The organism is Mesorhizobium sp. M0208 (genome assembly GCF_040322015.1).
In the GTDB taxonomy this organism is placed as follows: domain Bacteria; phylum Pseudomonadota; class Alphaproteobacteria; order Rhizobiales; family Rhizobiaceae; genus Mesorhizobium.
In genome coordinates this window covers 104,202-126,514 of sequence record NZ_JAMYSP010000015.1, presented here as the reverse complement: position 1 = coordinate 126,514, position 22,313 = coordinate 104,202, and the positions used below count along the sequence as shown (strand labels likewise).

At 60.1% G+C, this 22,313-nt stretch carries 21 protein-coding genes and 1 pseudogene; 13 read left to right on the top strand and 9 right to left on the bottom strand.

Annotation, left to right across the window (positions count from 1 at the left end; translation table 11 throughout):
* Nucleotides 1-102: 102 nt before the first annotated feature.
* Nucleotides 103-426, top strand: coding sequence for a type II toxin-antitoxin system RelE/ParE family toxin (locus tag NKJ17_RS17200; protein WP_027054595.1), 324 nt, complete (start codon nucleotides 103-105; stop codon nucleotides 424-426).
* Nucleotides 423-704 carry a helix-turn-helix domain-containing protein gene (locus NKJ17_RS17195; protein ID WP_006205593.1) on the top strand — a complete coding sequence of 94 codons (282 nt, stop codon included), beginning with the start codon at nucleotides 423-425 and terminating at the stop codon, nucleotides 702-704. Before NKJ17_RS17200 ends, NKJ17_RS17195 begins: the two co-directional genes overlap by 4 nt.
* A 133-nt stretch (nucleotides 705-837) precedes the next feature.
* Here the strand turns inward: NKJ17_RS17195 and NKJ17_RS17190 are convergent, their stop codons facing one another.
* Both NKJ17_RS17190 and NKJ17_RS17185 read right to left on the bottom strand, forming a co-directional pair.
* Nucleotides 838-2,910: a relaxase/mobilization nuclease domain-containing protein gene (locus tag NKJ17_RS17190; RefSeq protein WP_352689530.1), complete on the bottom strand. Its 2,073-nt coding sequence runs from the start codon at nucleotides 2,908-2,910 to the stop codon at nucleotides 838-840.
* A 194-nt stretch (nucleotides 2,911-3,104) separates the two neighbouring features.
* Nucleotides 3,105-3,515: a hypothetical protein gene (locus NKJ17_RS17185; protein ID WP_352689529.1), complete on the bottom strand. Its 411-nt coding sequence runs from the start codon at nucleotides 3,513-3,515 to the stop codon at nucleotides 3,105-3,107.
* 324 nt (nucleotides 3,516-3,839) lie between these two features.
* Between NKJ17_RS17185 and NKJ17_RS17180 the strand changes: the two genes are divergently transcribed.
* The 3 genes from NKJ17_RS17180 to NKJ17_RS17170 all read left to right on the top strand — a co-directional run bounded on the left by NKJ17_RS17180 (nucleotide 3,840) and on the right by NKJ17_RS17170 (nucleotide 5,351).
* Nucleotides 3,840-4,535 carry a ParA family protein gene (locus NKJ17_RS17180; RefSeq protein WP_352689528.1) on the top strand — a complete coding sequence of 232 codons (696 nt, stop codon included), beginning with the start codon at nucleotides 3,840-3,842 and terminating at the stop codon, nucleotides 4,533-4,535.
* Between the two features lie 25 nt (nucleotides 4,536-4,560).
* Nucleotides 4,561-4,869 (top strand): hypothetical protein, encoded by a 309-nt coding sequence (locus NKJ17_RS17175; RefSeq protein WP_352689527.1) that lies wholly within the window; start codon nucleotides 4,561-4,563, stop codon nucleotides 4,867-4,869.
* 209 nt (nucleotides 4,870-5,078) lie between these two features.
* Complete coding sequence (locus tag NKJ17_RS17170; protein WP_023819768.1) at nucleotides 5,079-5,351, top strand: WGR domain-containing protein; 273 nt, start codon at nucleotides 5,079-5,081, stop codon at nucleotides 5,349-5,351.
* Between the two features lie 215 nt (nucleotides 5,352-5,566).
* Here NKJ17_RS17170 and NKJ17_RS17165 read toward each other — a convergent pair whose 3' ends face one another.
* Complete coding sequence (locus NKJ17_RS17165; RefSeq protein WP_352689526.1) at nucleotides 5,567-5,869, bottom strand: hypothetical protein; 303 nt, start codon at nucleotides 5,867-5,869, stop codon at nucleotides 5,567-5,569.
* A 113-nt stretch (nucleotides 5,870-5,982) separates the two neighbouring features.
* Here NKJ17_RS17165 and NKJ17_RS17160 point away from each other — a divergent pair, with 113 nt between their 5' ends.
* Complete coding sequence (locus NKJ17_RS17160; RefSeq protein WP_352689525.1) at nucleotides 5,983-6,897, top strand: phosphotransferase enzyme family protein; 915 nt, start codon at nucleotides 5,983-5,985, stop codon at nucleotides 6,895-6,897.
* A gap of 131 nt (nucleotides 6,898-7,028) precedes the next feature.
* Here the strand turns inward: NKJ17_RS17160 and NKJ17_RS17155 are convergent, their stop codons facing one another.
* On the bottom strand, nucleotides 7,029-7,196 hold the full coding sequence (locus NKJ17_RS17155) for a hypothetical protein (RefSeq protein WP_352689524.1): 168 nt from the start codon (nucleotides 7,194-7,196) through the stop codon (nucleotides 7,029-7,031).
* Nucleotides 7,197-7,634: 438 nt separating this feature from the next.
* Entirely contained in the window at nucleotides 7,635-7,907 is a 273-nt protein-coding gene (locus NKJ17_RS17150; protein ID WP_352549342.1) for a hypothetical protein, read from the bottom strand.
* A 350-nt stretch (nucleotides 7,908-8,257) separates the two neighbouring features.
* On the opposite strand from NKJ17_RS17150, the gene NKJ17_RS17145 reads away from it, so the two are divergent.
* Nucleotides 8,258-9,913: an MFS transporter gene (locus NKJ17_RS17145; protein ID WP_502906557.1), complete on the top strand. Its 1,656-nt coding sequence runs from the start codon at nucleotides 8,258-8,260 to the stop codon at nucleotides 9,911-9,913.
* Nucleotides 9,914-10,263: 350 nt separating this feature from the next.
* Here NKJ17_RS17145 and NKJ17_RS17140 read toward each other — a convergent pair whose 3' ends face one another.
* Both NKJ17_RS17140 and NKJ17_RS17135 read right to left on the bottom strand, forming a co-directional pair.
* Nucleotides 10,264-13,107 (bottom strand): valine--tRNA ligase, encoded by a 2,844-nt coding sequence (locus tag NKJ17_RS17140; RefSeq protein ID WP_352689523.1) that lies wholly within the window; start codon nucleotides 13,105-13,107, stop codon nucleotides 10,264-10,266.
* Between the two features lie 336 nt (nucleotides 13,108-13,443).
* On the bottom strand, nucleotides 13,444-13,830 hold the full coding sequence (locus NKJ17_RS17135) for a hypothetical protein (RefSeq protein ID WP_502906556.1): 387 nt from the start codon (nucleotides 13,828-13,830) through the stop codon (nucleotides 13,444-13,446).
* A gap of 338 nt (nucleotides 13,831-14,168) precedes the next feature.
* Between NKJ17_RS17135 and NKJ17_RS17130 the strand changes: the two genes are divergently transcribed.
* The 4 genes from NKJ17_RS17130 (at nucleotide 14,169) to NKJ17_RS17115 (ending at nucleotide 17,265) form a co-directional block, all read left to right on the top strand.
* On the top strand, nucleotides 14,169-14,573 hold the full coding sequence (locus NKJ17_RS17130) for a hypothetical protein (RefSeq protein WP_352689521.1): 405 nt from the start codon (nucleotides 14,169-14,171) through the stop codon (nucleotides 14,571-14,573).
* 160 nt (nucleotides 14,574-14,733) lie between these two features.
* Entirely contained in the window at nucleotides 14,734-14,946 is a 213-nt protein-coding gene (locus tag NKJ17_RS17125; RefSeq protein WP_031193926.1) for a hypothetical protein, read from the top strand.
* 269 nt (nucleotides 14,947-15,215) lie between these two features.
* Nucleotides 15,216-15,803, top strand: a complete 588-nt coding sequence (locus NKJ17_RS17120) for a DUF309 domain-containing protein (RefSeq protein ID WP_352689520.1) — start codon at nucleotides 15,216-15,218, stop codon at nucleotides 15,801-15,803.
* A 166-nt stretch (nucleotides 15,804-15,969) separates the two neighbouring features.
* Nucleotides 15,970-17,265, top strand: a complete 1,296-nt coding sequence (locus NKJ17_RS17115) for a DUF2130 domain-containing protein (protein WP_352689519.1) — start codon at nucleotides 15,970-15,972, stop codon at nucleotides 17,263-17,265.
* Nucleotides 17,266-17,454: 189 nt separating this feature from the next.
* Here NKJ17_RS17115 and NKJ17_RS17110 read toward each other — a convergent pair whose 3' ends face one another.
* Both NKJ17_RS17110 and NKJ17_RS17105 read right to left on the bottom strand, forming a co-directional pair.
* Nucleotides 17,455-17,763 (bottom strand): DUF736 domain-containing protein, encoded by a 309-nt coding sequence (locus NKJ17_RS17110; RefSeq protein WP_023819777.1) that lies wholly within the window; start codon nucleotides 17,761-17,763, stop codon nucleotides 17,455-17,457.
* Between the two features lie 1,119 nt (nucleotides 17,764-18,882).
* Nucleotides 18,883-19,193, bottom strand: a pseudogene (locus NKJ17_RS17105) (zincin-like metallopeptidase domain-containing protein); the annotation flags it as partial.
* A gap of 153 nt (nucleotides 19,194-19,346) precedes the next feature.
* Here NKJ17_RS17105 and NKJ17_RS17100 point away from each other — a divergent pair.
* Together NKJ17_RS17100 and NKJ17_RS17095 are read left to right on the top strand one after the other, a co-directional pair.
* Nucleotides 19,347-20,486, top strand: coding sequence for a tyrosine-type recombinase/integrase (locus NKJ17_RS17100; RefSeq protein ID WP_352689518.1), 1,140 nt, complete (start codon nucleotides 19,347-19,349; stop codon nucleotides 20,484-20,486).
* Nucleotides 20,486-22,270 (top strand): site-specific integrase, encoded by a 1,785-nt coding sequence (locus tag NKJ17_RS17095; RefSeq protein ID WP_352689517.1) that lies wholly within the window; start codon nucleotides 20,486-20,488, stop codon nucleotides 22,268-22,270. Before NKJ17_RS17100 ends, NKJ17_RS17095 begins: the two co-directional genes overlap by 1 nt.
* Nucleotides 22,271-22,313 lie beyond the last annotated feature (43 nt).

The following is a 22,313-nucleotide window of genomic DNA, read 5'->3' as shown; positions in this document are numbered from 1 at the left end:
AACGGGCCGGGGTTCTAGGGACGTGAGCTGATTGCTGGTCCGTAAAATGCGATTGATTTTCGCTCTACCCAACATGTATCAAAACCGATACAGTGCACCCCGATGAAGGTGATTGAATGGCTTGGAAGCAGTAGGGCGGATGTTCGAGCGTTTCCTGACGATGCGCGGATAGAGGCCGGCTGGCAGCTCGAACTTGTCCAGCGCGGCGACGATCCCGACGACTGGAAGCCTATGCAGATCGTGGGGGCCGGCGTCAGGGAAATCAGGGTTCGGGAGGCATCGGGAGCGTTCCGCGTCATCTATCTGGCAACGCTGGAGGACCGCGTTTTGGTGCTTCATGCATTCCAGAAGAAGACGCAGGCCACATCCAAGAAAGACCTCGATCTGGCGGCTCAACGGCTAAAACGATGGAAGGCAGAACGATGAACGTAGAAATCTATGAGAACGTTTGGGACGCCCTGGCGGACACCGAACAGGAGGCAGCAAACCTTAAAGCGCGCTCGGCGCTGCTCTACGAAATCCGTAAGGCAGTCCAGCGTTGGGGCATTCCCCAGGAGGAAGCCGCCAAGCGGCTCGGCCTGACGCGCCCTCGTATCAATGATCTGCTGCGCGGTAAGCTCGCCAAGTTCTCGCTTGACGCCCTCGTCAACATCGCCGCCTCCGCTCACCTGGATATAGAAATCCGGGTGAAGGAGGTTGCATAATCACGAGATGTCTAATCCTCGTCTTTCCTCGGAGTACATCTTGCGTTTGGACGCGAGCGTGTGCCGAACGGAGCCGCTGCCAGAGCCCGGCTTAGGGAACAACGAGCCCACGCAGTGGTGCATGACGAGGCAACTACTGCTTTTGCGGCTTTTGTGAATCCGGCTCTTCGCCTTCGACTGGAGCGGTGTTGATGCTCCTCGACTGTAGGCGCTGCAGTTCTTCGAGCCGTTCGCCTTTGACGATCTCGGGATCAAGCCGCTCGTTGGGATTCTGCGCCAATGAACGCGCGGCTTCGCTTGCGGCTTGTGCCTCGCGGGCTTCCTTCGCAGCGATGCTTTCGGCGTTGCGCACCATTTCGCGGTCTTGCGCAACCTGCTCAAGCGAGGTCGGATCAGCCGATCCGGCTCGTTCGTCACGGATCTCCTGCTCGATGGCGCGATTGCGTATCTCGCGAGCGCGATCGGCCTCAAGCCGCTCAGCGGCCTCGATCTCCTGGGCGCGATGGATCAAAGCTTCGGCGCGCGTGCCGGCAATCCGATGGGCCTGGTCTTCACTGACATGCGTCACGCCACCTTCCTGCAGCGATTTGAGATCCGTCCGGATCGCCAACAGCTCCATGGTGGGCGCCGCGCGCCGTAAGAACTCCGCTTTGGTCTGGCCGTTCATCATGGCCGCTGTCTTGTTAACGGTCTCGTTGATCTGTTTTAGGTTTTCCCGCATCTGGTCCGCGGTGGCATCTGAACTCATTTGAACACCCTTTCCATCTCGAATAGCGACCACAACAGTACCGGATCGGGAAGCTTGCGTCATCCGATCAATGAATTGACTCGCTATCGCGTTATCCGGCCGGGAAGCAGCAACCGAGTGCCAGTCCCGAAGGCTTTCCTGGGTGGCCTGCAGCTGGCGCGCCGAAATCGGAATCTTGATCGGGTTTGCCCTCGCGTAGTCGATCCGCTGGCGGGCTTTCTCGATGACGTGCGGGTTTGCACGGGCGTAGGCGCGGTCACGCGCCTCCCTGCCCGGCCGCGGCTTTTCGGCCGTGGCCACAATCGCCTTGTCGCGCGGGCCATAGCTTTGTGATGACGCTCGATAGGCCGCGGAGGTCGCGACGATTTTCATGCCCTGCGCTTGTGCGTGCTGGGCATAGAGCGCGCGCCATTCGCGAAGCTGGGCCGGACCTGGTCGCAAGCGCTCACCGTCCTCACCCTTCACCGCAACGATGGCGTGGACATGAATATGACCGCCCTCCTCCGCCATATCGGCATGCATGCCGAAGGCGAATTTGTGATTGGGGAACTGCTCATGCAGGAACCCACGCGCGGCCCTTACCAGAGCTTGCCTGTCCTCGCCCGCCTTGGCCGACAGGATCATGTGCATGGTGTCGCGAGGCTTGTAGGAATTCAGGGTCTTGTCCCAGGACTGCGCGGTCTGCCGAACCGCCTCCTCAGACGCGATCGCGGCGCCGTCGGCGCCGATCGCCGCTCCGTCATGGCTAAGGCGCGCGAGCTGGAACACGACACCGGCTTTGCCGTGGCCGGGCTCCCCAATTGGCTTCACCGAAACGGTATCCTCCTTGACCCCAAGCGCCTCGGAGATCCGCGAGGCGATCGTGGCCCGGGTCGGTGCCGAGAACTGGCGATCCTGCTGGCGTCGATCCGAAAAGTGAAACCGATGCTTCACCTTGTCGTCCCCGTTCTCACCCCTCACGACGCTGTGTCCGGCCATGGTCGCGACGACGCGCGCGACGCTCGATCCGTCCTGCAGTGTGTCGATACGATAGGCGAAACCGTGGCCGGCGAAACCTGCCTGAACTGCCTGTGAAAGGCGCTCGGCATTCTCCTGTCCTGCCAGCGAAAGCCGAAACGTCGCCACATCCTCGCTCTCCCGCCGCTTGTCGAAACCCTTGCCCCACTGTTTCATTTCCTCGGCGACGGCTTCCCGCGTTGCCAGGATACGCGCGTCATGCGTCTCGAGCGCGACGCCCTCCTTCTGGATATATTGACCGATGGCGGCTGCCCTTGTGACGCCATGCCCGTAGGAAATCACCTTCAGAACGGCCGGCTGATACCCGGCCGCCAGCTTGTCGGCAGCGGCCCTCGGCGCAGGTCCGCCGGCGAGCTTCCGTCGCTTCGCTGGCAGGGCGAGGTTTAGGCGCCCGGCTTTACCGCGCGGCGGCTCCAGCTCCCCGGGAGACGAGCGCGGCACGGCCGGTTCCGGTGGCTGGCTTGCCCCGAGACCGCCCTCCCCCTTCCGGCCGCGAACCGTCTTGAACAACCAATCATCGTCATTTCCAGAAAAGGACAACAGTGCCCGACGCCGGCGCTTGCGGTTCTCTTCTTCAAAAGCCGCGCTCGCGCGAATCCGATCGGCTATGGCCTGTATGGAAGACTGGTCGAGGTTCACGCGCCCTCACCATCCAGTAGATGCGCCGCCTTCCGAAGTTTCAGGCCATGGGCGATCGTCATCGCCGTCAATTCGGCGTCGACAGCTTTCACCCTCTCATCCAGCGCTTCCCATATCGGCAACGCCGCCTCCATGGGGGCAGCGTGGCCGGAATGAATGGCATGGAGAAGCTGGCTGAGGTTTCGGCCGACCATCCGAACTTGTGAGGCCAACGCCGCGACAGTGCGTGAATTGTCAGCTGACAGAGCGGGACCGACATCCAGGCTGGCCCGGATAATGCGCCGCAACGTCTCCGCTCGGTCAAGCTGGAACACCTTGCAGGCCTCATCCAGGAGCGCGCCCGCCTCCGGCCCAATATCGATCCGGGAACGCTTTCGGGTGTCCTTGTGGGCGGCGCTGGTGTCCAAAATTCCTCGCTATGGCGGATGGGCCTCACGTCGAAGACGGTCCAGGTCGAAGCGAAGCGACGACCTGCTCAGCCAATTTGGACCCAAATTGCGTATCTTGTCAATTCAATATGAAACATTATACTGACTCACTGATACATTAATGCAGAGCCGATCATGCATCCTGGAACATTGCACCGATGTGCAAATTCATATTATCACACAGGCACTTATGCGCCTCGGCACTTTGTTGCATCGGCCCATAGGCATAATGCAAGAAAGTCACTTTGGCGCCAAATCGCCTATGCGCCTTGACGCCAAGGTACGCAACATTGGGAAAAAACAATGCCGGAACAACGCGCGGTGCAAATCACAGTGGCCTCTCCCAAAGGCGGGGTCGGCAAGACCATGACCACCATCCTGCTCGCTGGCGAGTTCGCCGCCGCCGGTCATCGGGTGACGGTGCTCGACACCGATCCGCAACTGTCCGCGGTGGAGTGGAGCAAGAACAGTCGCCGCGCCGGGTACGCGCTTTCAAACATCGACGTCATCCCCATCAGCTCGACCGACGACCTGATCGATCGCCTGGCGCAATCCGACGCCGAGGACCTGCTGCTGGTCGACGTCCAAGGCACGGCCGTGGCCGCCCTCGGACCGGCCGTCGCCAACGCCGACTTCGTGCTGATCCCGACGAAAGCGCACGTCTTCGATATCAAGCAGTGCCTCGGTCTGATCCGGCACATCCGCTCGCTTGGCGGACGCCATCGCGAAATTCCCTACGCGGTGATGCTCAACATGGTTTCGGGGATCGAACACAACACGATGGCCTTCCGCACGGCGATCCAGCTGCTGCGGCAGGCCGACGCCAGCGTGCTTGAGACCTTTTTGTCGCAACGGCCGACCTTCGCTTCAATCGCAACCGCCGGGACGCTTTACGAAGTCAAGCCCGTGAACAAGGCCGTCGAGGACGCTCGCGACCAGACGAATGCCCTGACCGCCGAGATCATCCGCAAACTGAACGGAGCCACCCGCAATGAATGAGAAAAGCGATCGGACCGCAAACCAATTGCCGCTGCCTGCCTTGAAACCCCGCGCCCGTTCGGATGATCCGTTCTCGCGCAACATGGCTGCCATTGTGGAATCCAGCATCAGCGAAACCGACAACCTGGAGCAGCAGACGAGAACCCAGTCTGCCAGAGCGGCGAAAGCGAAGCTCGAAAGGCCAAAGGCAGACGGCGAGACAGCCCGGCTGCACACACGCATTCCGGTCTCGCAGATGATCGAGCTGCAGGTCCATTGCGCGCGCAACAGAACAACCATGCAGGAGGTGGTGCAGGGCCTGATAACGGAATTCCTTGCCGGGCAGCCGAAGTAGCCGGACGCGCTATCAGCCCCGAAGAGATGTAGCCAATCCTCGTTGGGCCATAGTCCTGGGCGGTCGGTCGTACGAAAATCGACGGCCATCAAAGACGGTGCTGAACGACTGACGTTCGGTTCCATCCATCACCAGAGTGAATCGATCCGCGTCCGCTGATTCAAACCATTCATTGGACGCGCGCGTCTGGCTGCGCGATTCTGTCCGCAATGATCGCGCAGCTCTATCGCCTCTGTATCGAACGCCGCGACGCGGATCGGAACATGGCGCGCTTCTATGCACTGTCGATCGAGGAGACCCTGTTCGGCCAGACCTGCCTGGTCCGGCGTTGGGGCCGGATCGGAACCACCGGCCGCACGGTACAGCACTCCTTTGATACCGAGGGCGAAGCCGTCGCCCTTTTCCTCGAGCTGCTGCGCGCCAAGCGGATGCGCGGCTATCAGCCGCGATCCGCCCGACGCGCAGAAGCGATCCCGTCTTGACAGGTAGCCGGTAGAGCGACGGGAGCCATTTTTTGGAACAAAGTCGCTTCGTGTACCGGGCGCGGGCGCGATGTCGCCAGTGGGAAGTCAGTGATCTTGACACCGTGGCAAGATGTCGGCGGGCACTTGTGAGGCGATAGGTCGGCTGGAGTCGACAGCGAAGATCGTCCGGAGCACGACGAAATTCTCGGCGAACCGTTGAGACGTTCGACAATTCACCCGGCAGCCACTTTGCCCTCGACCAGGATGGTGACGACATCGCGCATGCGAACTTCACTAATGCGCTGGGCCAAAAATGTTCCCGCCATGTTCTGGCACGATCCCTGTTCCGCTATGCCACCGTCGTCGCCGTTCTGGCTTTGATCTTTTTGTCTGTCAGGATAGGTCAGGATGGCGGCGGGCACACACAAGCGGCTTGCCCGATCCGGCAAAGACGCCCGGTCTCCAGCGACCACGACTCCGGCTTGTATCGAGGAGGCAGCGATGATTACGGCTTCAATGCTGGGTATCGTTCTCATCGCACTGGCCGGGATTATCGTCATCCGGCGTTAGTGGCGATACATTGGAGCACCGAGCCGGATGATGGCTTCGGATTTTTGCGACATTGGGACCAAATGTGTATTTGGAGCCTATGATCGATATCGACAAGGATTGGCTCTCTTCCCAATACTCGCTCCGTTTTGACGCCATTGAATTGGTCGTTGACGGCGTGAATCGTACTTATCGGGCACGTGCGGGGCAGAAGTATTTCTATTCACGGCTCTACCGCGCATCGGGAAGGCCCCTTTCGCACATCATTGCCGAGGTAACCCTGCTGACGCAGTTTCCTGACCGCGCGGATGTGGGTGTAAGCCGACCTGTCGCCACGGCCGACAGATCCGCCCATATCCTTGAATTGGCATGTGGTGGTGGCCTTCGTCATGCCTGCCTTTTCGAAAGTGTCGAAGGGGACCCGATCGAGCTTACACCTGCTGGTATGGCGCAGTTTGGAGCGTCCATCGCGCACCTGCACCTGGCTATGCCAACCGCCATTGGCGGAGACATCCGAAGCCTTGAGCCTATAGCGATAGTCCAAGATACGTTGCTGGCACTTTCTCCCATCCTTGAGAGCCGCGAAGTCTCGGGAGTGATTGAGCACGACTACCTGGCATGCTTGCGGCGATTTGAGTTGCACTCCCTTCCAGCCGGCCTGTGTCACGGCGATGCCTGGACAGGCAATACTCGCGTTCACCAGGGGAAGGTCCACTTTTTCGATTTTGATGATTTTGGGCACGGCCCTCTTGTTCTCGACCTCGGCACGGCGGCATGGCACTTAGCGCGCGCCGAAAGCCCCAATTCCGGTGAGATGGTCGCTTCATTGATATCCGGATATGAAAAGATCCGCCCGTTGTCCAAGATTGAACTCGACGTGTTGCCCCTTTTCATGGGCCTTGCTGAAGTCCGCTCGCTGCTGTTTCTCGCGCGCTATTGTGCGTTGACCGATGACTTGTGGGCTGAGACGTTTCAAAAGGCGATGAACGTATTCGCGCTGTCGCAGCACTCCTAAGTTTGATGCGTAGCAAACGTCAGCTTATCATCTGAAACAATACTGGGTTTCGCGACGCGGAGGTTGGATCGCAAAATGAGTAATTCGAGCCGTCCAAACCCGAGCGAAATTCATCCGCTATCGGAAGCGCCCTACGTACAAGTGACCTCGCCTTCGTCACCGCGATCGATGTCGGTTGCCTGCACCTCGGCGAATTGACGACGCTTCGCGGGCAGATCGCCGGTGAACGCAAACGTCACCACTATCACGCGACTGGTATGACGCGAGCCTGCGGGCGCATGGGCAAAAAGCTGGCGCAAGCGCTCCCGTTCACCCTCTAGATCGTCGAGGGCGGGCTCGAGGGCGGGACGGCCGATCGAGCGATGATCGTCTCTGCTCCTGCTGGAGGTGCACGAGCGTCAGGATCTCCTTCATCAGCACCATGCGAGCAGCACAAACAATTCCAAGCGCAAATTTGGGGGTGGAGAGGGACACTCTCCGTTCTTGCATAGCTGCATTGCACAAAATGTGTTTGCGCATTGCACAACGTTTAGCCATTAAGCCTACAGCTGATGCACGCGATGGTTTCCTCCCATTCCATCGTATCAGCTGTTCCCCTCTGAAGGTTTTGACCTTCACACCTAAAGGGCCTCGGTTTACCGATGGCCCTATTTTTTTGGCGGCCGAACGTCGTTGATTGCCTTCGTCACTGTGTGGAACGCGGCGCGATCGCCGGTTCAGCCAGCAAGCTTTGGGTGTCATTTCTCCCTGGCGAAATCGACCCCTTCCGACAAAAGCCTGACCTTTGCCAGTCTTCTACGGGCAAGCGTTCGCGCCAGAAGTTCAAAGCCGCGTCCATAACATTCAACAATGAAAGCCAGTGTCATGAGATCGAGCAGAAAGTCGTCGATCGCATGTGTGAGCGCATCGGACCTTTGTTCGAATTGAAGTAGCAAGGCGCGCGCCTCTTGGATCGCGGCCCGACAATCGCCTGCGTCTATCAGGGAATCGATCCTGTCAAAGATCTGCAAGCGTCCTCACTCTCCCAAGCCACACTCAACGCATCGAACGCCGTTGGTGAGCGAGCTTTCAGCGAAAAAACAGGGTAGCGTTTCGCGAAAAGGCATCGCTCAGCAAAGTGCCCGTTGATGAAGCATGGCGCGTCAAACGACAAGCATGAATCCGGGCTTCACCCAGGTGATGTCGTCGAAGGAGAGTGAGCCGGCTCAAGTCTGCGTCTCGGCCGCAAAACTGGTAAGAAGGAACTGTGGCCGCATTCGTCGAAGGCAAAACAGTTTCTGTCTCAATTTTGCCAGCCGCCACGGTTCAGTCGAGATTACATGCGAGACGGCCAATAACGGAAAGCAAAGGCTCGCAAAAAATGAGTAGGGTGGCTGGGTCAGTTGAAGATTTGGCTGCGCCGACGACATTTGCGCCCCTCATGCAGCCGACCTTTCGTTCGATCTGGCTCGCCACCCAGGTTTCCAGCCTCGGCTGGTTGATGCAGACCGTTGCCATAAGTTGGCTGATGGCAACAATCTCGACTTCCGACTTGATGGTTGCGCTGGTGCAGGCCTCATCGAACCTGCCCGCTTTCATTTTGTCCGTGTTCGCCGGAGTTCTCGCCGACAATTTTAGCCGGCGCCGGGTCATGTTCGCCGGTCGCTGCCTTATGGTGATTGCCTCCGCAATGCTGACCGCGTCCGTGGCGCTGGGCTTTGTCAATCCGTGGATGATCCTCGGCTTCAGCTTTTTGATCGCATCTGGTGGCGCTCTCAACGATCCCGCCTGGCAAGCGTCTGTCGGCGATATCGTGGACCGACGCGATGTTCCCGCTGCCGTCACCCTGCTTTCTGTTGGCTTCAACACCGTCCGGACCGTGGGCCCGGCACTCGGCGGCATCGTGGTTGCTTCGTTTGGGCTTATGACGGCTTTCGCCGTGACTACGCTCACTTACCTGGTCCCTCTGGCCACCATATGGCGCTGCAAGTGGAGGGTTCGTTCTTCGCCTCTGCCGCGTGAGCCGATGAGGACTGCGATCTATGATGGGCTGCGCTTCACCGCGATGTCATCGGAAATCAAGGCGGCGATCGCGCGCGGAACCCTCTTTGGCCTGGCGAGCATCGCCATACTCGCGCTGCTGCCGGTGGTTGTCCGCGACCAGTTGGGAGGAGGCCCGCTCGCCTATGGCGCGCTCATGGCCGGCTTCGGGACCGGTGCCGTCTTCGCCGGCCTCTCCAACAGCCTGTTCAGACGGAGCTTGTCGCAAGAAAGGCTGATGAGGCTCTCCTGCGTCGCCTGCGCGGCGTGTTCTCTCTCCTTGGCAATGACATCCTCGATTGCGGTGGCGGCAATTGCACTTGCTTTGGGCGGCGCGGGTTGGGTCACCGCCTGGTCCGGGGTCGGTGTGAGCGTGCAGCTGGCGAGCCCGCGCTGGGTCGTCGGGCGCACAATCTCGATCTACTATGCCTTGATTGATGGTGGCATCGCGCTCGGCAGCTGGGTGTGGGGCACGGTTTCCCAGAACCATTCCCTGACTTGGGCGCTGGAGGGCTCCGCTGCAGCCCTGTTGCTCGTCGCCGCAGCCGGCGTTCTGTTTCCTCTTCGCGAGCGCCGCGAATCCGAACCCGATCCTTTGGGCGAATTCGACGCCCCAGCTGTCGCTCTCAATTTGAAGCCGAGAAGCGGCCCGATCGTGGTCAAGGTCGAATACCTGATAGCCGAGAGAAATCTCGAGGCCTTCCTCGACCTCATGCGGCAGCGGCGTCATGTACACAGCCGCGTCGGTGCGCGGAACTGGACGCTCCAGCGCAACCTGCAGAAGCCTATGCAATGGACAGAAACATTCCGCACGCCGACCTGGACAGACTACCTTCGCCTCAATCATCGTCTCACGGAAGTAGACAAGGAACTGGACGAACGAGTCTTCCAGCTGCACGCGGCAGAGTCCCCGCCTCAGATGACACTTTCCATCGAGCGGCCGACAAGCTCGGCCCGCAAGCCCGAGCACTCAGTTTTTCGCCATCCCCGTCATTGAAGTCCGGCCTGCACATATCTGGGGCATCAGCGATCGCTTACCTGTCGCGCTCAAATGGTGCGGGGCGGAGGCGGACGAGCCACCAAGATTCGACGGTCAGTGGCGGAGAAGAACAATAGGCTGCGAGTGTGATCGATCGGCCCCGCCTTGAAGAGCATCGACAGCCAAGCCGCCGCGAGTTGTCTATAAAACAGGACTGCAGAGGACACATCGGCTGCTCCAGGATTGAAGCTGCCGTGTCGAACTGTCCATGACAAACTAAGGAAGACCGTTGTTCCTGTGCTGGCGGAGCCTGGTCCGCAACAGCACGCGACTATCGCCGCATGCCGAGCTTGAATTTAAAGTCTTCCTCAGCCCGCCTCGCTGATCCGGGCCAGCGCAAGCTTGAGGCTGGCACTTTGTCCCTCCAGTTCGCCGAGACGCTCACGTTCGGCGGCGACCACATCCGGATTCGCGTTGGCAACAAACTTTTCGTTCGAAAGCTTGCCGGCGATACGACCAGTCTCCTGCTCGGTTTTTGCAATCGCTTTCTCGAGACGCGCCTTTTCGGCAGACACGTCGATCAGGCTGCCAAGCGGCAGGCAGATCGTCGCCTCGTTGAGCACGATCTGCGCCGAGCCCTTCGAGGCTGTATCGGCGAGCGAGATGTCGCCGACCCGCGCCAGCCGCTTGATCGCCGAATCCTCGCGAGCGAGCCGTTCGCGTGTCACGTCGTTGGCGCCAACCATCACGAGCGGCGCGATCGCCGCCGGCGGCACGTTCATCTCCGAACGCACCGAGCGGATGCCGGAGACGAGGTCGACCAGCCAGTTGATGTCGGCGGCCGCTTCCGCGTCCTCGAAATCAGGCGACGGCCATGCGGCATGGCAAAGCAGCGAGCCGCGCTCCTTGCCCTCGCCCGCCGTCTGTTCCCACAGCTCCTCGGTCATGAACGGCATCATCGGATGCAGGAGCTTGTAGATTTCGTCGAGCACGAAGGCGACGCAGGCGCGGCTCTCGGCCTTGGCCGCCTCGTCCGCGCCCATGAACACCGGCTTCAGCAGCTCCAGGTACCAGTCGCAGAACAGGTTCCAGACGAACCGATAGGCAGCACCAGCCGCCTCGTTGAAGCGGTATGAGGTGATGCCGTCGGTGATCTGGCGCGCCGCCCGCGTCAGCTCGGTCAGGATCCAGCGATTGACCGCCAGCTTGGCGTCGTTGAGCCAGAAATCGTCGTTGCGTGCGACTTCGTTCATCTCGGCAAAGCGCGTCGCGTTCCACAGCTTGGTGCCAAAGTTGCGATAGCCGGCGATGCGCGCCGGATCGAGCTTCACGTCACGGCCTTGCGCCGCCATCACCGTCAGGGTGAAACGCAACGCGTCGGCGCCGTATTCGTCGATGAGATCGAGCGGATCAATGACGTTGCCTTTCGACTTCGACATCTTTTGCCCATTCTTGTCGCGCACCAGCGCATGGATATAGACCGTGTCGAAAGGCTCGATAGGTCTGCCATTCGCGTCCTTCATGAAGTGCAGGCCCATCTGCATCATGCGAACGACCCAGAAGGGGATGATATCGAAGCCGGTGACGAGCACGTTGGTCGGATAATAGCGTGCGAGTTCCGGAGTTTGATCTGGCCAGCCGAGCGTCGAGAACGGCCACAGCGCCGACGAGAACCAGGTGTCCAGCACATCCTCGTCGCGGGTCAGGATCTCGCCCGGCTTGAAATTCTCGAGCTTGTCCTCGACCCAGCCCTTCCAGGGGCCTTCGAGCGCTAGATAATATTCGATCGCCGCGCTCAGAGCCTCTTCCTCGGTCTTTTCGACGAAGATATGGCCGTCCGGTCCGTACCATGCCGGGATCTGGTGACCCCACCAAAGCTGGCGGGAAATGCACCACGGCTCTATGTTTTCCAGCCAGTTGAAATAGGTGTTCTCCCAGTTGCGCGGTACGAACCTGGTTCTTCCTTCGCGCACCGATTCCAGCGCAGGCTTCCCCAAAGTCTTGTTGTCGACGAACCACTGTTCGGTCAGCATGGGCTCGATCGGCACGCCGCCGCGGTCGCCATGCGGGACCGTGTGCTTATGCGGCTGGACCTTGTCCAGCAGGCCGGCCTCTTCGAAGATGCGCACGACGATCTTGCGAGCCTCGAAACGGTCCTTGCCTTCCAGTTCATCCCAGGCGCCATGCAGGGCGGCGGGACGATCGAGACCTTCGAGGAAATCCTCATTGTCCTTGATGGTGATGCGCGCATCAGGCGTCAGGATGTTGACGACACGCAGGCCGCGACGCTTGCCGACCTCGAAGTCGTTGAAGTCGTGCGCCGGGGTCATTTTGACAGCGCCTGTTCCGGCCGTAGGGTCCGGATATTCATCGGCGACGATCGGGATGCGGCGGCCGACGATCGGGAGGATCACATGCTTGCCGACGATTGCCTTGTAGCGCTCGTCGTCCGGATTGACCGCAACGCCGGTATCGCCGAGCATCGTCTCAGGACGGGTGGTGGCGACGACGAGATAGTCGCGCATCTCCCACTCCGTGGGCTTGCCGTCTTCGTCGAAAGCAACCGGGTGCTGGTAGGCGACGCCTGGCTCCAGTGGGTAGCGCAGATACCACAGGTTCCCGTGAACCTCATGCTGTTCGACTTCGATATCCGAAATCGCGGTCAGCATCTTCGGATCCCAGTTGACCAGTCGCTTGTCGCGATAGATCAGGCCCTCCTTGTAGAGCGTGACGAAGACCTCCAGAACGGCCTTCGACAGACCCTCGTCCATAGTGAAGCGCTCGCGCGACCAGTCGCAGGATGCGCCGAGACGCTTGAGCTGCTTGAATATCACACCGCCCGATTCTGCCTTCCACTCCCACACCTTCTCGATGAAGGCTTCGCGGCCCATGCTATGGCGATCCGGCTGCTGCTTTTCGGCCAGCCGACGCTCAACCACCATCTGCGTGGCGATGCCGGCATGATCCATGCCAGGCTGCCAGAGCACATCCTTGCCGCGCATGCGCTCGAACCGCACCATGATGTCCTGCAGCGTGTTGTTCAGCGCATGCCCCATGTGCAACGAACCGGTGACGTTCGGCGGGGGGATGACGATGGTGAAGGTTTCCGCGCCCGGCCTGGCGTTCGCACCGGCGCGAAAAGCGTCTGCCTCATCCCATTTTTGGGCGATCTTCGGTTCGACCGTGGCGGCATCATAGGTTTTGTCGAGCATTTTGGGGAATTTTCTTCTCTGGCAATTCTTAGCGCACCAAAGGCGCGCCAACTGGAGGGCACGAGGTCTTGGTACGCGATTAGGCTACGTTGACCAAGTGGCTTGAACGAGCCGCTGGCGGGGCGTGAAAGGCGAGGTCGCATAACACGCTCCTGCCTGAAAGGTCAGCCAGATTCGGGCTATCCTCAATCGAAGCGACGCCGCCGCCGCTCCACAATCAGCGCCATCGGGAGACCTTGGACTACATGGCCTATTCAAGCGTGCGCTTATTCGCCGTCGGGTCTTGTGTGAGCCGAGGAGCCATTTGGCTGCCGGATACCAGCAGCGCCGAGCCGCCTAGAAACGGGCGAAGTGACCTGAGCTCCGAAGCTTGGCTAGCAGGATGCTGGCCGTTGCGCGGTGGTCAACCTTCGCTTGCTCACGCAGCGGAGACGCATTCCAGGCAGCCAATTCCGCCACCAAAAGCGCAGTGTCTTCGTTGATCGATGCGCATCTAAGTTGTCCGTTCTTCTCCATCACGATTATCGCAGTGCCGGTTACGCCATATCCAATCGCAGCCATCCGCTGTACGCAGACATCGCCGTCGACGCGAACATCGAACAGAACCGACCCTGCGGTTTTTTCCGCAGCGTCAGCCACACGATCACAGAACGGTCGATTGAGGCCCTCGATATTGCCGAGCGACTGCTCAAACAAGGCCAATTCAACATGCTCCGCCACCATGGCGGCGAGAGTGCGCGCCGGCTGGCGCAATCGGCAAGACACCAGCGCTGATTATCCACATACCAGCCCAACTCTCCGGCCTTTTCATGGGGCACGCCTCGGCGCGAAAGCACCGTCTTGCCTGCGGCTGAGAGAGAGAACTGCTCGACATGCCCTCGCATCAAGGCCCACGACAATCCTGTCGCCACCTCTCTTGCCGGACGGTTTTGTTTTCCTCGCATGAGCGGAGGCGATTGAATATTTGACAAACCCGTTGGCGGCTTCGACCGCATGCATGAGGCTCCAGGATGACAATTAGACTTCGCTAATATATGCTATGCGGCATATGGGGGGATGTCATGAGACAGCCACGAAGACGGATCGCGCTGGCGTGGCTTGTCTTAACTGGCAATGCGGATGCTCACGATTGGTATACCGGCAAAAAAGACCCGGTCCTGCTCTATGATTGCTGCGGCAACAAAGATTGCCATCCGATAGACCCTCGCGATGTCAGGGAGACGAAAGACGGCTATTACGTCAGCCTGCCTCGCCCTTCCTATCTGAATGAGCCACAAGAGCCAGAGTGGTTTATCCCTAGGGAGCGTGTCCAAGCCTCCCCCGATGATTCCTACCATCTCTGTGAGCAATTGATGACGTTCTATCGAACGATCATTCCGCATATGAAGTTCGAGGCCTACCAGAGGTTCAGATGGACGTGTTTCTTCGCGCCCAAGGGCACGAGTTCAATCGAGCAAGGCCGGTAGAGGTTCTTCACCGAGCTTGGTCCCGTTCCACCGGATGAACGCCTTGTCAAAATATAATCGCGTCAGCGGAAGTTAAATTTCGACTGTTTCGGCTTGCCGCAAATTAGGGTCTCGGTGGCATAACTCGGGCATGACTTTCGGGGTACTGGCAGGAAGACTGATGCGCGGGCGTGGATGGATCAAGGCGTTGCGTCAGGACGATGCCCAACAGGTGCGTGCGCACATTGCCGAACTTGAGCGCAACCTCATTGCGACCACACCTCAGGGACGCCATCGACGTTTCGAAGCCGGGAACGAACTTCGCATTGCGAAATTCCGCCTGGAGCGTCTCGAGGAATGTATCGCCGGAATAGCGGAGAAATGTGGGGGTTAGATGAGATGCTCTCGAAGTTGCCGCGCGGTACCGGCCGGGCTGTGCGTCGGGGCTGTCACAAGGCCAGCCGTCTGACGCCGCTCGGTCGGGAGCACCCTTTCAAGCTGCGCTGGGCCGCAGACGCGCGGGCACACGAGACTGCCTGGAGACAACCCGCAAGGGGTTCCTGTTCCAGAGTACCGGACGAGGGGCGACCGGCCTGCGGGCTCCGCCCGTCGCGGCCCAATCACCTCTATCGTAATTGATTGCAGTGACAAAATGCGTCTTTGATGGCTATTGGTTCGACGTTGCACCCGCGCTGGCTACCGGAAAAGAATTTTCCGTCCTATGCGTATCTTCCCGGCCGGCAGCCGCATCCCGTGCGCGATCCTGCAGGACACAGCTATCACAGCGGAGCAATTCAGATTGCTGAAGAGGCGTCGCTTGACTCGGACATTTTCCTCTGGGGTATCGACCTCTTCAATCATGGCTATTACTGGGAAGCCCATGAGGCTTGGGAAGGTCTTTGGCAGGTTGCAGATCGAGGCGCTCCGCTTCGGATGCTCTTCAAGGGATTGATCCTGTTATCGGCGGCCGGCGTGAAGATCCGCGAGGGCAAGCATGCGGCGGCGGCGCGTCATGCCGGACGCGCCGCGGCGCTCCTTCGTCGGCTGATGAACGCGCCGGATCGCGCCTTCGAATGCGCGCTCGGCATGTCACTCACCGTGCTTGCCGAACAGGCCGAAGCCGCAGCAAAGATTCCGGCAGCCTTGCAGGCGACAGCGCTGGGTCAGCCTCAAGCCGTGTTTGATTTCATTCTCGGGTCACGTTCCCGCGGAATGCCGATCAGATCGCAAAAGAGAAACAGTCATTCGTAGAAGACGGCGGATTCACCGTGCCGTTTTGCCGGGAATTCGACGACGAAATCGGCGTTCCGTCCTTACGCTGGGGATAACACCCCTGTTCGCTCTTTGTTCTTTTCCAAAAAAGAGCGGTAATATATAGTCTGAAACTACATCAGCCCTCAGTGAGTCAGCGCGCCAAATGACTGTGCAGCCCAGGATTCTCAATGAACCGACAATCAGCTGCCCAAGCTGCAAAACGGAGATCAAGCTCAACGAGTCGCTCGCGGCGCCGCTGATTGCCGCGACTCGCGAGGACTATGAACGGCGTTTGGAGCAGAGCAACGCGTCCATGGCGGCCCGGGAGGAAGAGCTTAAACGTGAGCGGGCCGCGATCGACGCCGCCAAAGAGGACATCGGCAACCAGGTGGCTGAGCAAATCAAGCTTGAGCGTGCCGCAATCGCTGTCGAGGAAGCCCGCAAGGCAAAATTGCTGCTTTCGGTAGATCTGGAGGACAGGGATAACAAGCTTGCCGAGCTGGAGGCGACGTTGAAGGCGCGCGACGAAAAGCTCGCCGAGGCCCAGCAGCAACAGGCGGAATTCCTCAAACAGCAGCGTGCGCTTGACGATGAAAAGCGCGAGATGGCGCTGACCATCGAAAGGAAGATCCAGGAAGGATTGGACGCCGTTCGCGTAAAGGCTAGGTCCGAAGCCGAAGACGGCCTCAAAATGAAGGTTGCCGAAAAAGAAGAACAGATAGCCGGCATGCAGCGCCAGATCGAGGAGCTGAAGCGCCGTGCGGAACAGGGTTCTCAGCAGCTGCAGGGCGAGGTCCTCGAGCTTGAGCTCGAGTCTCTCATTGCCAGCCGGTTCCCGATGGACACCATCGAACCGGTCGCCAAGGGCGAGTTCGGCGGAGATGTCCTACACCGCGTGGTCGGACCCGCCGGCCAGCCATGCGGCGCCATTTTATGGGAATCGAAACGCACCAAGAACTGGAGCCAGGGCTGGCTTGGGAAACTCAGAGGAGATCAACGAGCCGCGAAAGCGGATATTGCGCTGATGATCTCCGAAGCGTTGCCTCCCGGCGTGGAAACCTTCGATCTTGTGGACGGAGTTTATGTCGCCCATCCCAAGTGTGCGATCCCGATCGCCATCATGCTTCGGCAATCCCTGATCGAGCTGGCGAACTCCCGCCTCGCCCAGGACGGCCAGGCCACCAAAATGGAACAGGTCTACGGCTATCTGACCGGTCCGCGCTTCCGCCACCGTGTCGAGGCGATCGTGGAGAAATTCTCGGATATGCAGGAGGACCTCGCCAAGGAACGCAAGGTCACAACACGCCTGTGGGCCAAGCGCGAGGCGCAGATCCAAGGGGTGATCGAGTCGACTGTCGGCATGTATGGTGACCTGCAGGGTATCGCCGGAAAAGTGATGCAGGAGATTGAGGGGCTGGATGTGCTGGCGCTTGAAGCCTCTTCGCCTGAAACTGAATAGGAGACCTTCAGGTCGGCCAAGGCGATCAGGACTCCTCAAAACGACTGAGCCCAACTGAGACGCCACCAAAAGACGGGATCCGAGTCCCTGCTCCGCAGCCATCGCTTCCTCACGCTTTCTCGTTCCGCCTGCGGCTTGGTTGGGAACAGCCGAAGGCCCCGCCTTGCGGCGGAGCCCTCGTCGAGGCGATCAGTCCCGGTTGGGGCGAGACCAGATCAGCTGCAGGCCTTCCTCTCCTTCCACCTCGATCAGGGTAGCGTAGATCGGAGCGGGGAAGCTCGGGTCGTCCAGCTTGACCGAGAGATAGTCGCGGCCCTCGTTGGAGACCTTCTGCCAGGCGGCTCCGAGATCGACGCTACCCGAGTAGACGCGGAAGTGGGGGCCTTTGTCGGAAGGGTTCTCGACGCGGATCAGCTTGGCTTTGACGTTGAGGTTGAGGGTTTTGATGGCTCCGGAAAAGCCGTTGCCGTTTGAGGTGAATGTGCCGATGGTAGCCATTTGTCGTCTCCGTGAGTTTCTCGGGCCGCGACCACCGCGACCTCGATGGGTTTGTTGGCACGTGTGGCGTTGGGCCGGCACCCTGGGGGGGCCCCATGGGGCGGGGTAATTGGGGTGGTCCTTAGGGCCGCAACGACAGTGAAGGGCAGCCAGGGGGAGGCTTTCTTGTTCCGCGCGGAATGGCGGCGCAGTCGCCAGGGGAAGAAAGTCGCGACCGGCTGTTGCGGGTTTAAGAACGAGGCGCAGCGAAGCGAAGGCCGGCCTTCGGTCAGAGCAGCCCCATCGAGGACGCAGGTGGTGGGCCTTTCCATGAAACCGCCGGCCAGACGACGGTCGAGCTCCCATCGGCATGATCACCGCAACTTCGACTAACGTCAGGCACCATCAAGCCTGGCCGTCCCCGTCACGCGTCATTGTAGAACGACGGACAGCTCGGAAAGAGCCGCACCCGCCTCCTGATATCGGTCGAACGATGACGGGCCGCGAGGCGAGTCCCAGGAGCCCGATAATCTGCTGTTCAAGCAGGAGCGGCCGCATAGCGGACATCGATAGGCATCTTTGGGCTGGACGCCGGCACCAGCCGGCTGATCAGGGTTCGGCCTCGGGTTACCGCCCGAACGGGGCCAGCCGCAAGGCGGGGCTCACCCTGATGTGCTCTGCCGAGCGAACGACGCTTGCCAAACTGGACCATCACACGCCGCACATCCTTCATTTGGCCAAAGGTCGAGCTGGCCCTAGCCGGCCACGTCAAGATGTCAACCTAGTTGAGGCAATCCCGCCGAGTTATGCGCTTCTCTATGGTCTCGCGGCTCGGCTTATCCGCATGGAAATCCCGGTCGACGGTGCCGGGGGTAAAGCGGGAATCGATGCCCGATGCTTGCCCTCAGCGACGTTGGGGAGATTTCGCGCAAAGGGCAGCACATTCGGCGAGGCAACCAGCGAAGATGGTCGTAGACAACGACCGCTTCCCAGCAAGTATCGGCGAATATAGGGCAAAAATAACCGTGTGCCGCCATCAGGACGAAGGGGTCGATTGCACTCCCGCGCCCAAACTGATGACGCGAAAGCGGATCGGGGAGGGCTCGGCGCTCTCCCCTTGCAACAGCGGAGCGCGTAACATCAGGCCGCACTCGCCATTTCTTCCGCCTGGGGCTGGAATTCGTGGAGATAATTGACCGGCGTTGTGCGTGGGCGGCCGCCTGAAAGATCGCCCGCTTGTCGCTGCCCAGCAGGCTGGCCCAGCCCTGAATATAGGCGGCATGATCGGGCCTCGGCTCCAGCTCAGGGACGATATCGAGGTCTGCGCAGAGCATCGCGGCACCAAGCTCGACGAGCAATTCTTCGCGCGCCCGATCCGTGCGATCCTTGTGGTAGCGGCTGAGATCCCTGTTCAGCCGCTGAGGAGCCGATGTCCAATGCAGGGTCTCGTGTTAGGTCCCATCTTTATCGCGTCCTTTCTGTCATCTTCCCGCACTGGAATCAGGACAGTCTTTCACTTGTAGGACGCTGTTCCGCCGCTTTGCGGGGACGTGCCCGAGGGCCTGTCCCCGCAAAGCGGCGGGTCGCCCGAATTGGAGACCTGTTTGGCAGAGCTGCTGTTCACCACCGATGACTTTGCGCCGAACGGTATTCCTCGGCCGCACGTTCCGATGCTGCTCGATCGCGAGATGCGGCTGGTTGAACCAGCCTGTGCCTGGTTATTGCATGTTGCCCTCGTGAGAGGACGGACGCGCAGCATCCAGACGTGGCGGACTTACGGCGAGGTTCTCTACGACTGGTGGCAGACGCTCGAAGCCAATGAGTGGGCCTGGAATGTGATCGGGGTGGCGGAAATCGCTGCCTACCGCGATCGAATGCTCTCCGGTCGCAGCGATCATACGAGGCGAGCGTTTGCACGGAGCACCATCAATGGCCGGATCAGAACGCTCGCTCTGTTCTACCGATGGTGTGTCAATGCTGGCCTGACCGAAAATGCTCCGTTCACTGCGAGCGAACTGGCCTTGTCGCGGAGCCGGCCGCAAGGCTTTCTTGCGCACGTTGACGCGACAGGCGGACAGCAGGTCGTCAACGAATTGACTGTCCGACATACGCCGACGCTTCCCAGGCCGCTTTCGCCAGCCATGCTGCGGCGTGTAATGGCCAATTTGGGATCACGCGACCGACTGATCGTTGAATGGGCCGTCGCCACAGGCATGCGCCGGATGGAAGTCGCCGGATTGGGACAACGGGCGATTCCGCGATCCAACTCGGATGCCCTGACAGCCATCAAGATCGAGGAGACCAAGGGTGGCAAGCCGCGGACCGTTTATCCACCATCGCCTCTGGTCGATCGGACACGCGCCTATATGCGTGAAGAGCGCACCATCATTGTCCGGCGTGCGCGATCGCGACATGGCGACTATAGGGAACCGGACGCGGTCTTCCTTACGGAATCCGGACGCGCGATCAGTCCGCGGCGCATCGGTGCAATGTTCGCGGCAGCTGCGGCTGCCGAAGGTGTCACCGCGAGCTTTCATGCGTTGCGCCACACCTTCGCAACGGCGATGCTCCGGTTCCTGCAACGGCGGGCACAGCACGAGCCGGAGCTCAATCCCCTCCTGACCCTCCAGGTGATCCTGGGGCATGCCGACCTCACCACGACCGCAATTTATTTGCGCGTTCTGGCAACCGATCTTACTTTTGTGGAGGCATCGGTCGATGAGCTGTATGAGGCTCTTCTGTGATGGCCCGGCGGCGCAAGGATTATCGGCTCGCGCCATCACCGGTACCGCTGGCGGGCGTGCCCGGTTCTCTGATCGTCAACTTCCTTGATCCCGACGGCAAGCTGGAGCGCAGCTTCGACTTCTCGGTCTATCGCAACAGGCCTGGGGTCGCGGCCGAAATAGCACTCGCCTTCCGACAGCATCATGCGGGCCACAGCGCCGCAACACGCAGGGGCGCCTTCCACATACTCCGTCGCTGGTTCGGGTTCCTGGATGAGCGAATGCCCTCTCTCGTCTCAATGCGCGAGGTCACCTCGGACGTGTTAAGATCGTTCATCGCATGGCTCAATGCCAAGTCATGGGCAAAAAGCACGCGTCACGCCGCCTGGTCGCAGCTCAAGCAAATGGTCCGTTGGTTGAAGCGGAACTGGCCAAGGCTAGTTGCACCAAATCTTGAGATCCCGTTCAACGCCTTCCCAAGGAAAAACGCAGAGACGCGCCCTCGCGACGCCTTGACCCGATCGGAAATAGAAGCGGTGCTAGTCGCGGCCAGGAGAGACATCGAGGAGAGCTGGTCGACTTTCCAAACAGGACAAGCCCTGCTCTCGCAGGTCGATCGCAAGGCCATCGCGCGGGAGCACGATCTTAGCCGCCTCGATCTCGACGATCTCGGCGTGATGCTTGCTGTCATCGTTGAGCATTATGGCGGCGTCGTTCCTCCGCAGAACGTCACATTGGAAAGGGGTGCGGGCCGGTGGCGGCTTTACTTCGCAGCGCTCAGGCATGGCGGGACCCCAAAGCTCGCCAGCTATCTTCATACCCTGCCCGAAACGCTCATTCCCTACATGATCGCTATCGGAGCGCAGAGCTATGCGAACCCAGAGGCACTTCGCGAGATGCGGCGGGACTGCATGAGCGAGCATCTGCTGCTCGATGGACGCGAGGTCATGACCTGGTCGAAAGGCCGTTCCAATCGCATGCAACGTCGCAGCTTCCTACGCGACAAGAGCCTCTCAGTGCCGAACCTGATCGACCGCGTTCTGGCGATGACAGCACCACTGCTGTCGCATGTCCCAGCGAAAGATCACGATCGGCTGTTCCTGGCGGCAAGCATAAACGGCACACGGGCGATCAAGCTGATTCCCGACTATCTGATGAGCAAACATGTTTGGCTGTTCGCCCAGCGCCATGGTCTTGCTGATGAGAGCGGCGCGCCTCTTGCATTGACCCTAGCGGCATTGCGCACAACGGGACTTACACTGGCGCATGAGGCGCTTGGGCACGATATCCTGAAAACCCAGATACTCGCCAATCACTCTACGCCAGACACGACGCAGCGATATGTCGATCGGCCGATTGCACGCAGGGCGCAAGAACGGGTCATCGGCAATCTTCAGGCCCGCTTCATCGACGTTGTTCGAGGCGCGGATGGCAGCCATAAGCACATCGAACTCGACACGCAGGTGATCGACGCCAGACACGCCACCGCTGCAGGGTTCACCTGCAGCGATCCTCTGGCAGGTGTCGTAGAAGGTCAGAAGGCAGGACGTCTTTGCACGGCCTGGCTTGGCTGCTTCACCTGCCCGAACGCCGTGATCCCGCTCGATCCGGACGTTTTGGCGCGCTTGCTGTCCACCCGGGACGCCCTCGTTGCTGCGCGCAAGACATTGGCGCCAGACCGTTGGAGGCTCCTCTATGCACCGAAACTGGAAATCCTCGAGAACGACATCCTGTCCCGCTTCTCTCCCGAACTGCACCTTGCGGCGTCAGGCATGACGGCGCCAGCTTTGCCGGTGATTGAATGAAAGCGCGGCTTGATAAGACTACCTCGATAGCAACGTGGATGGA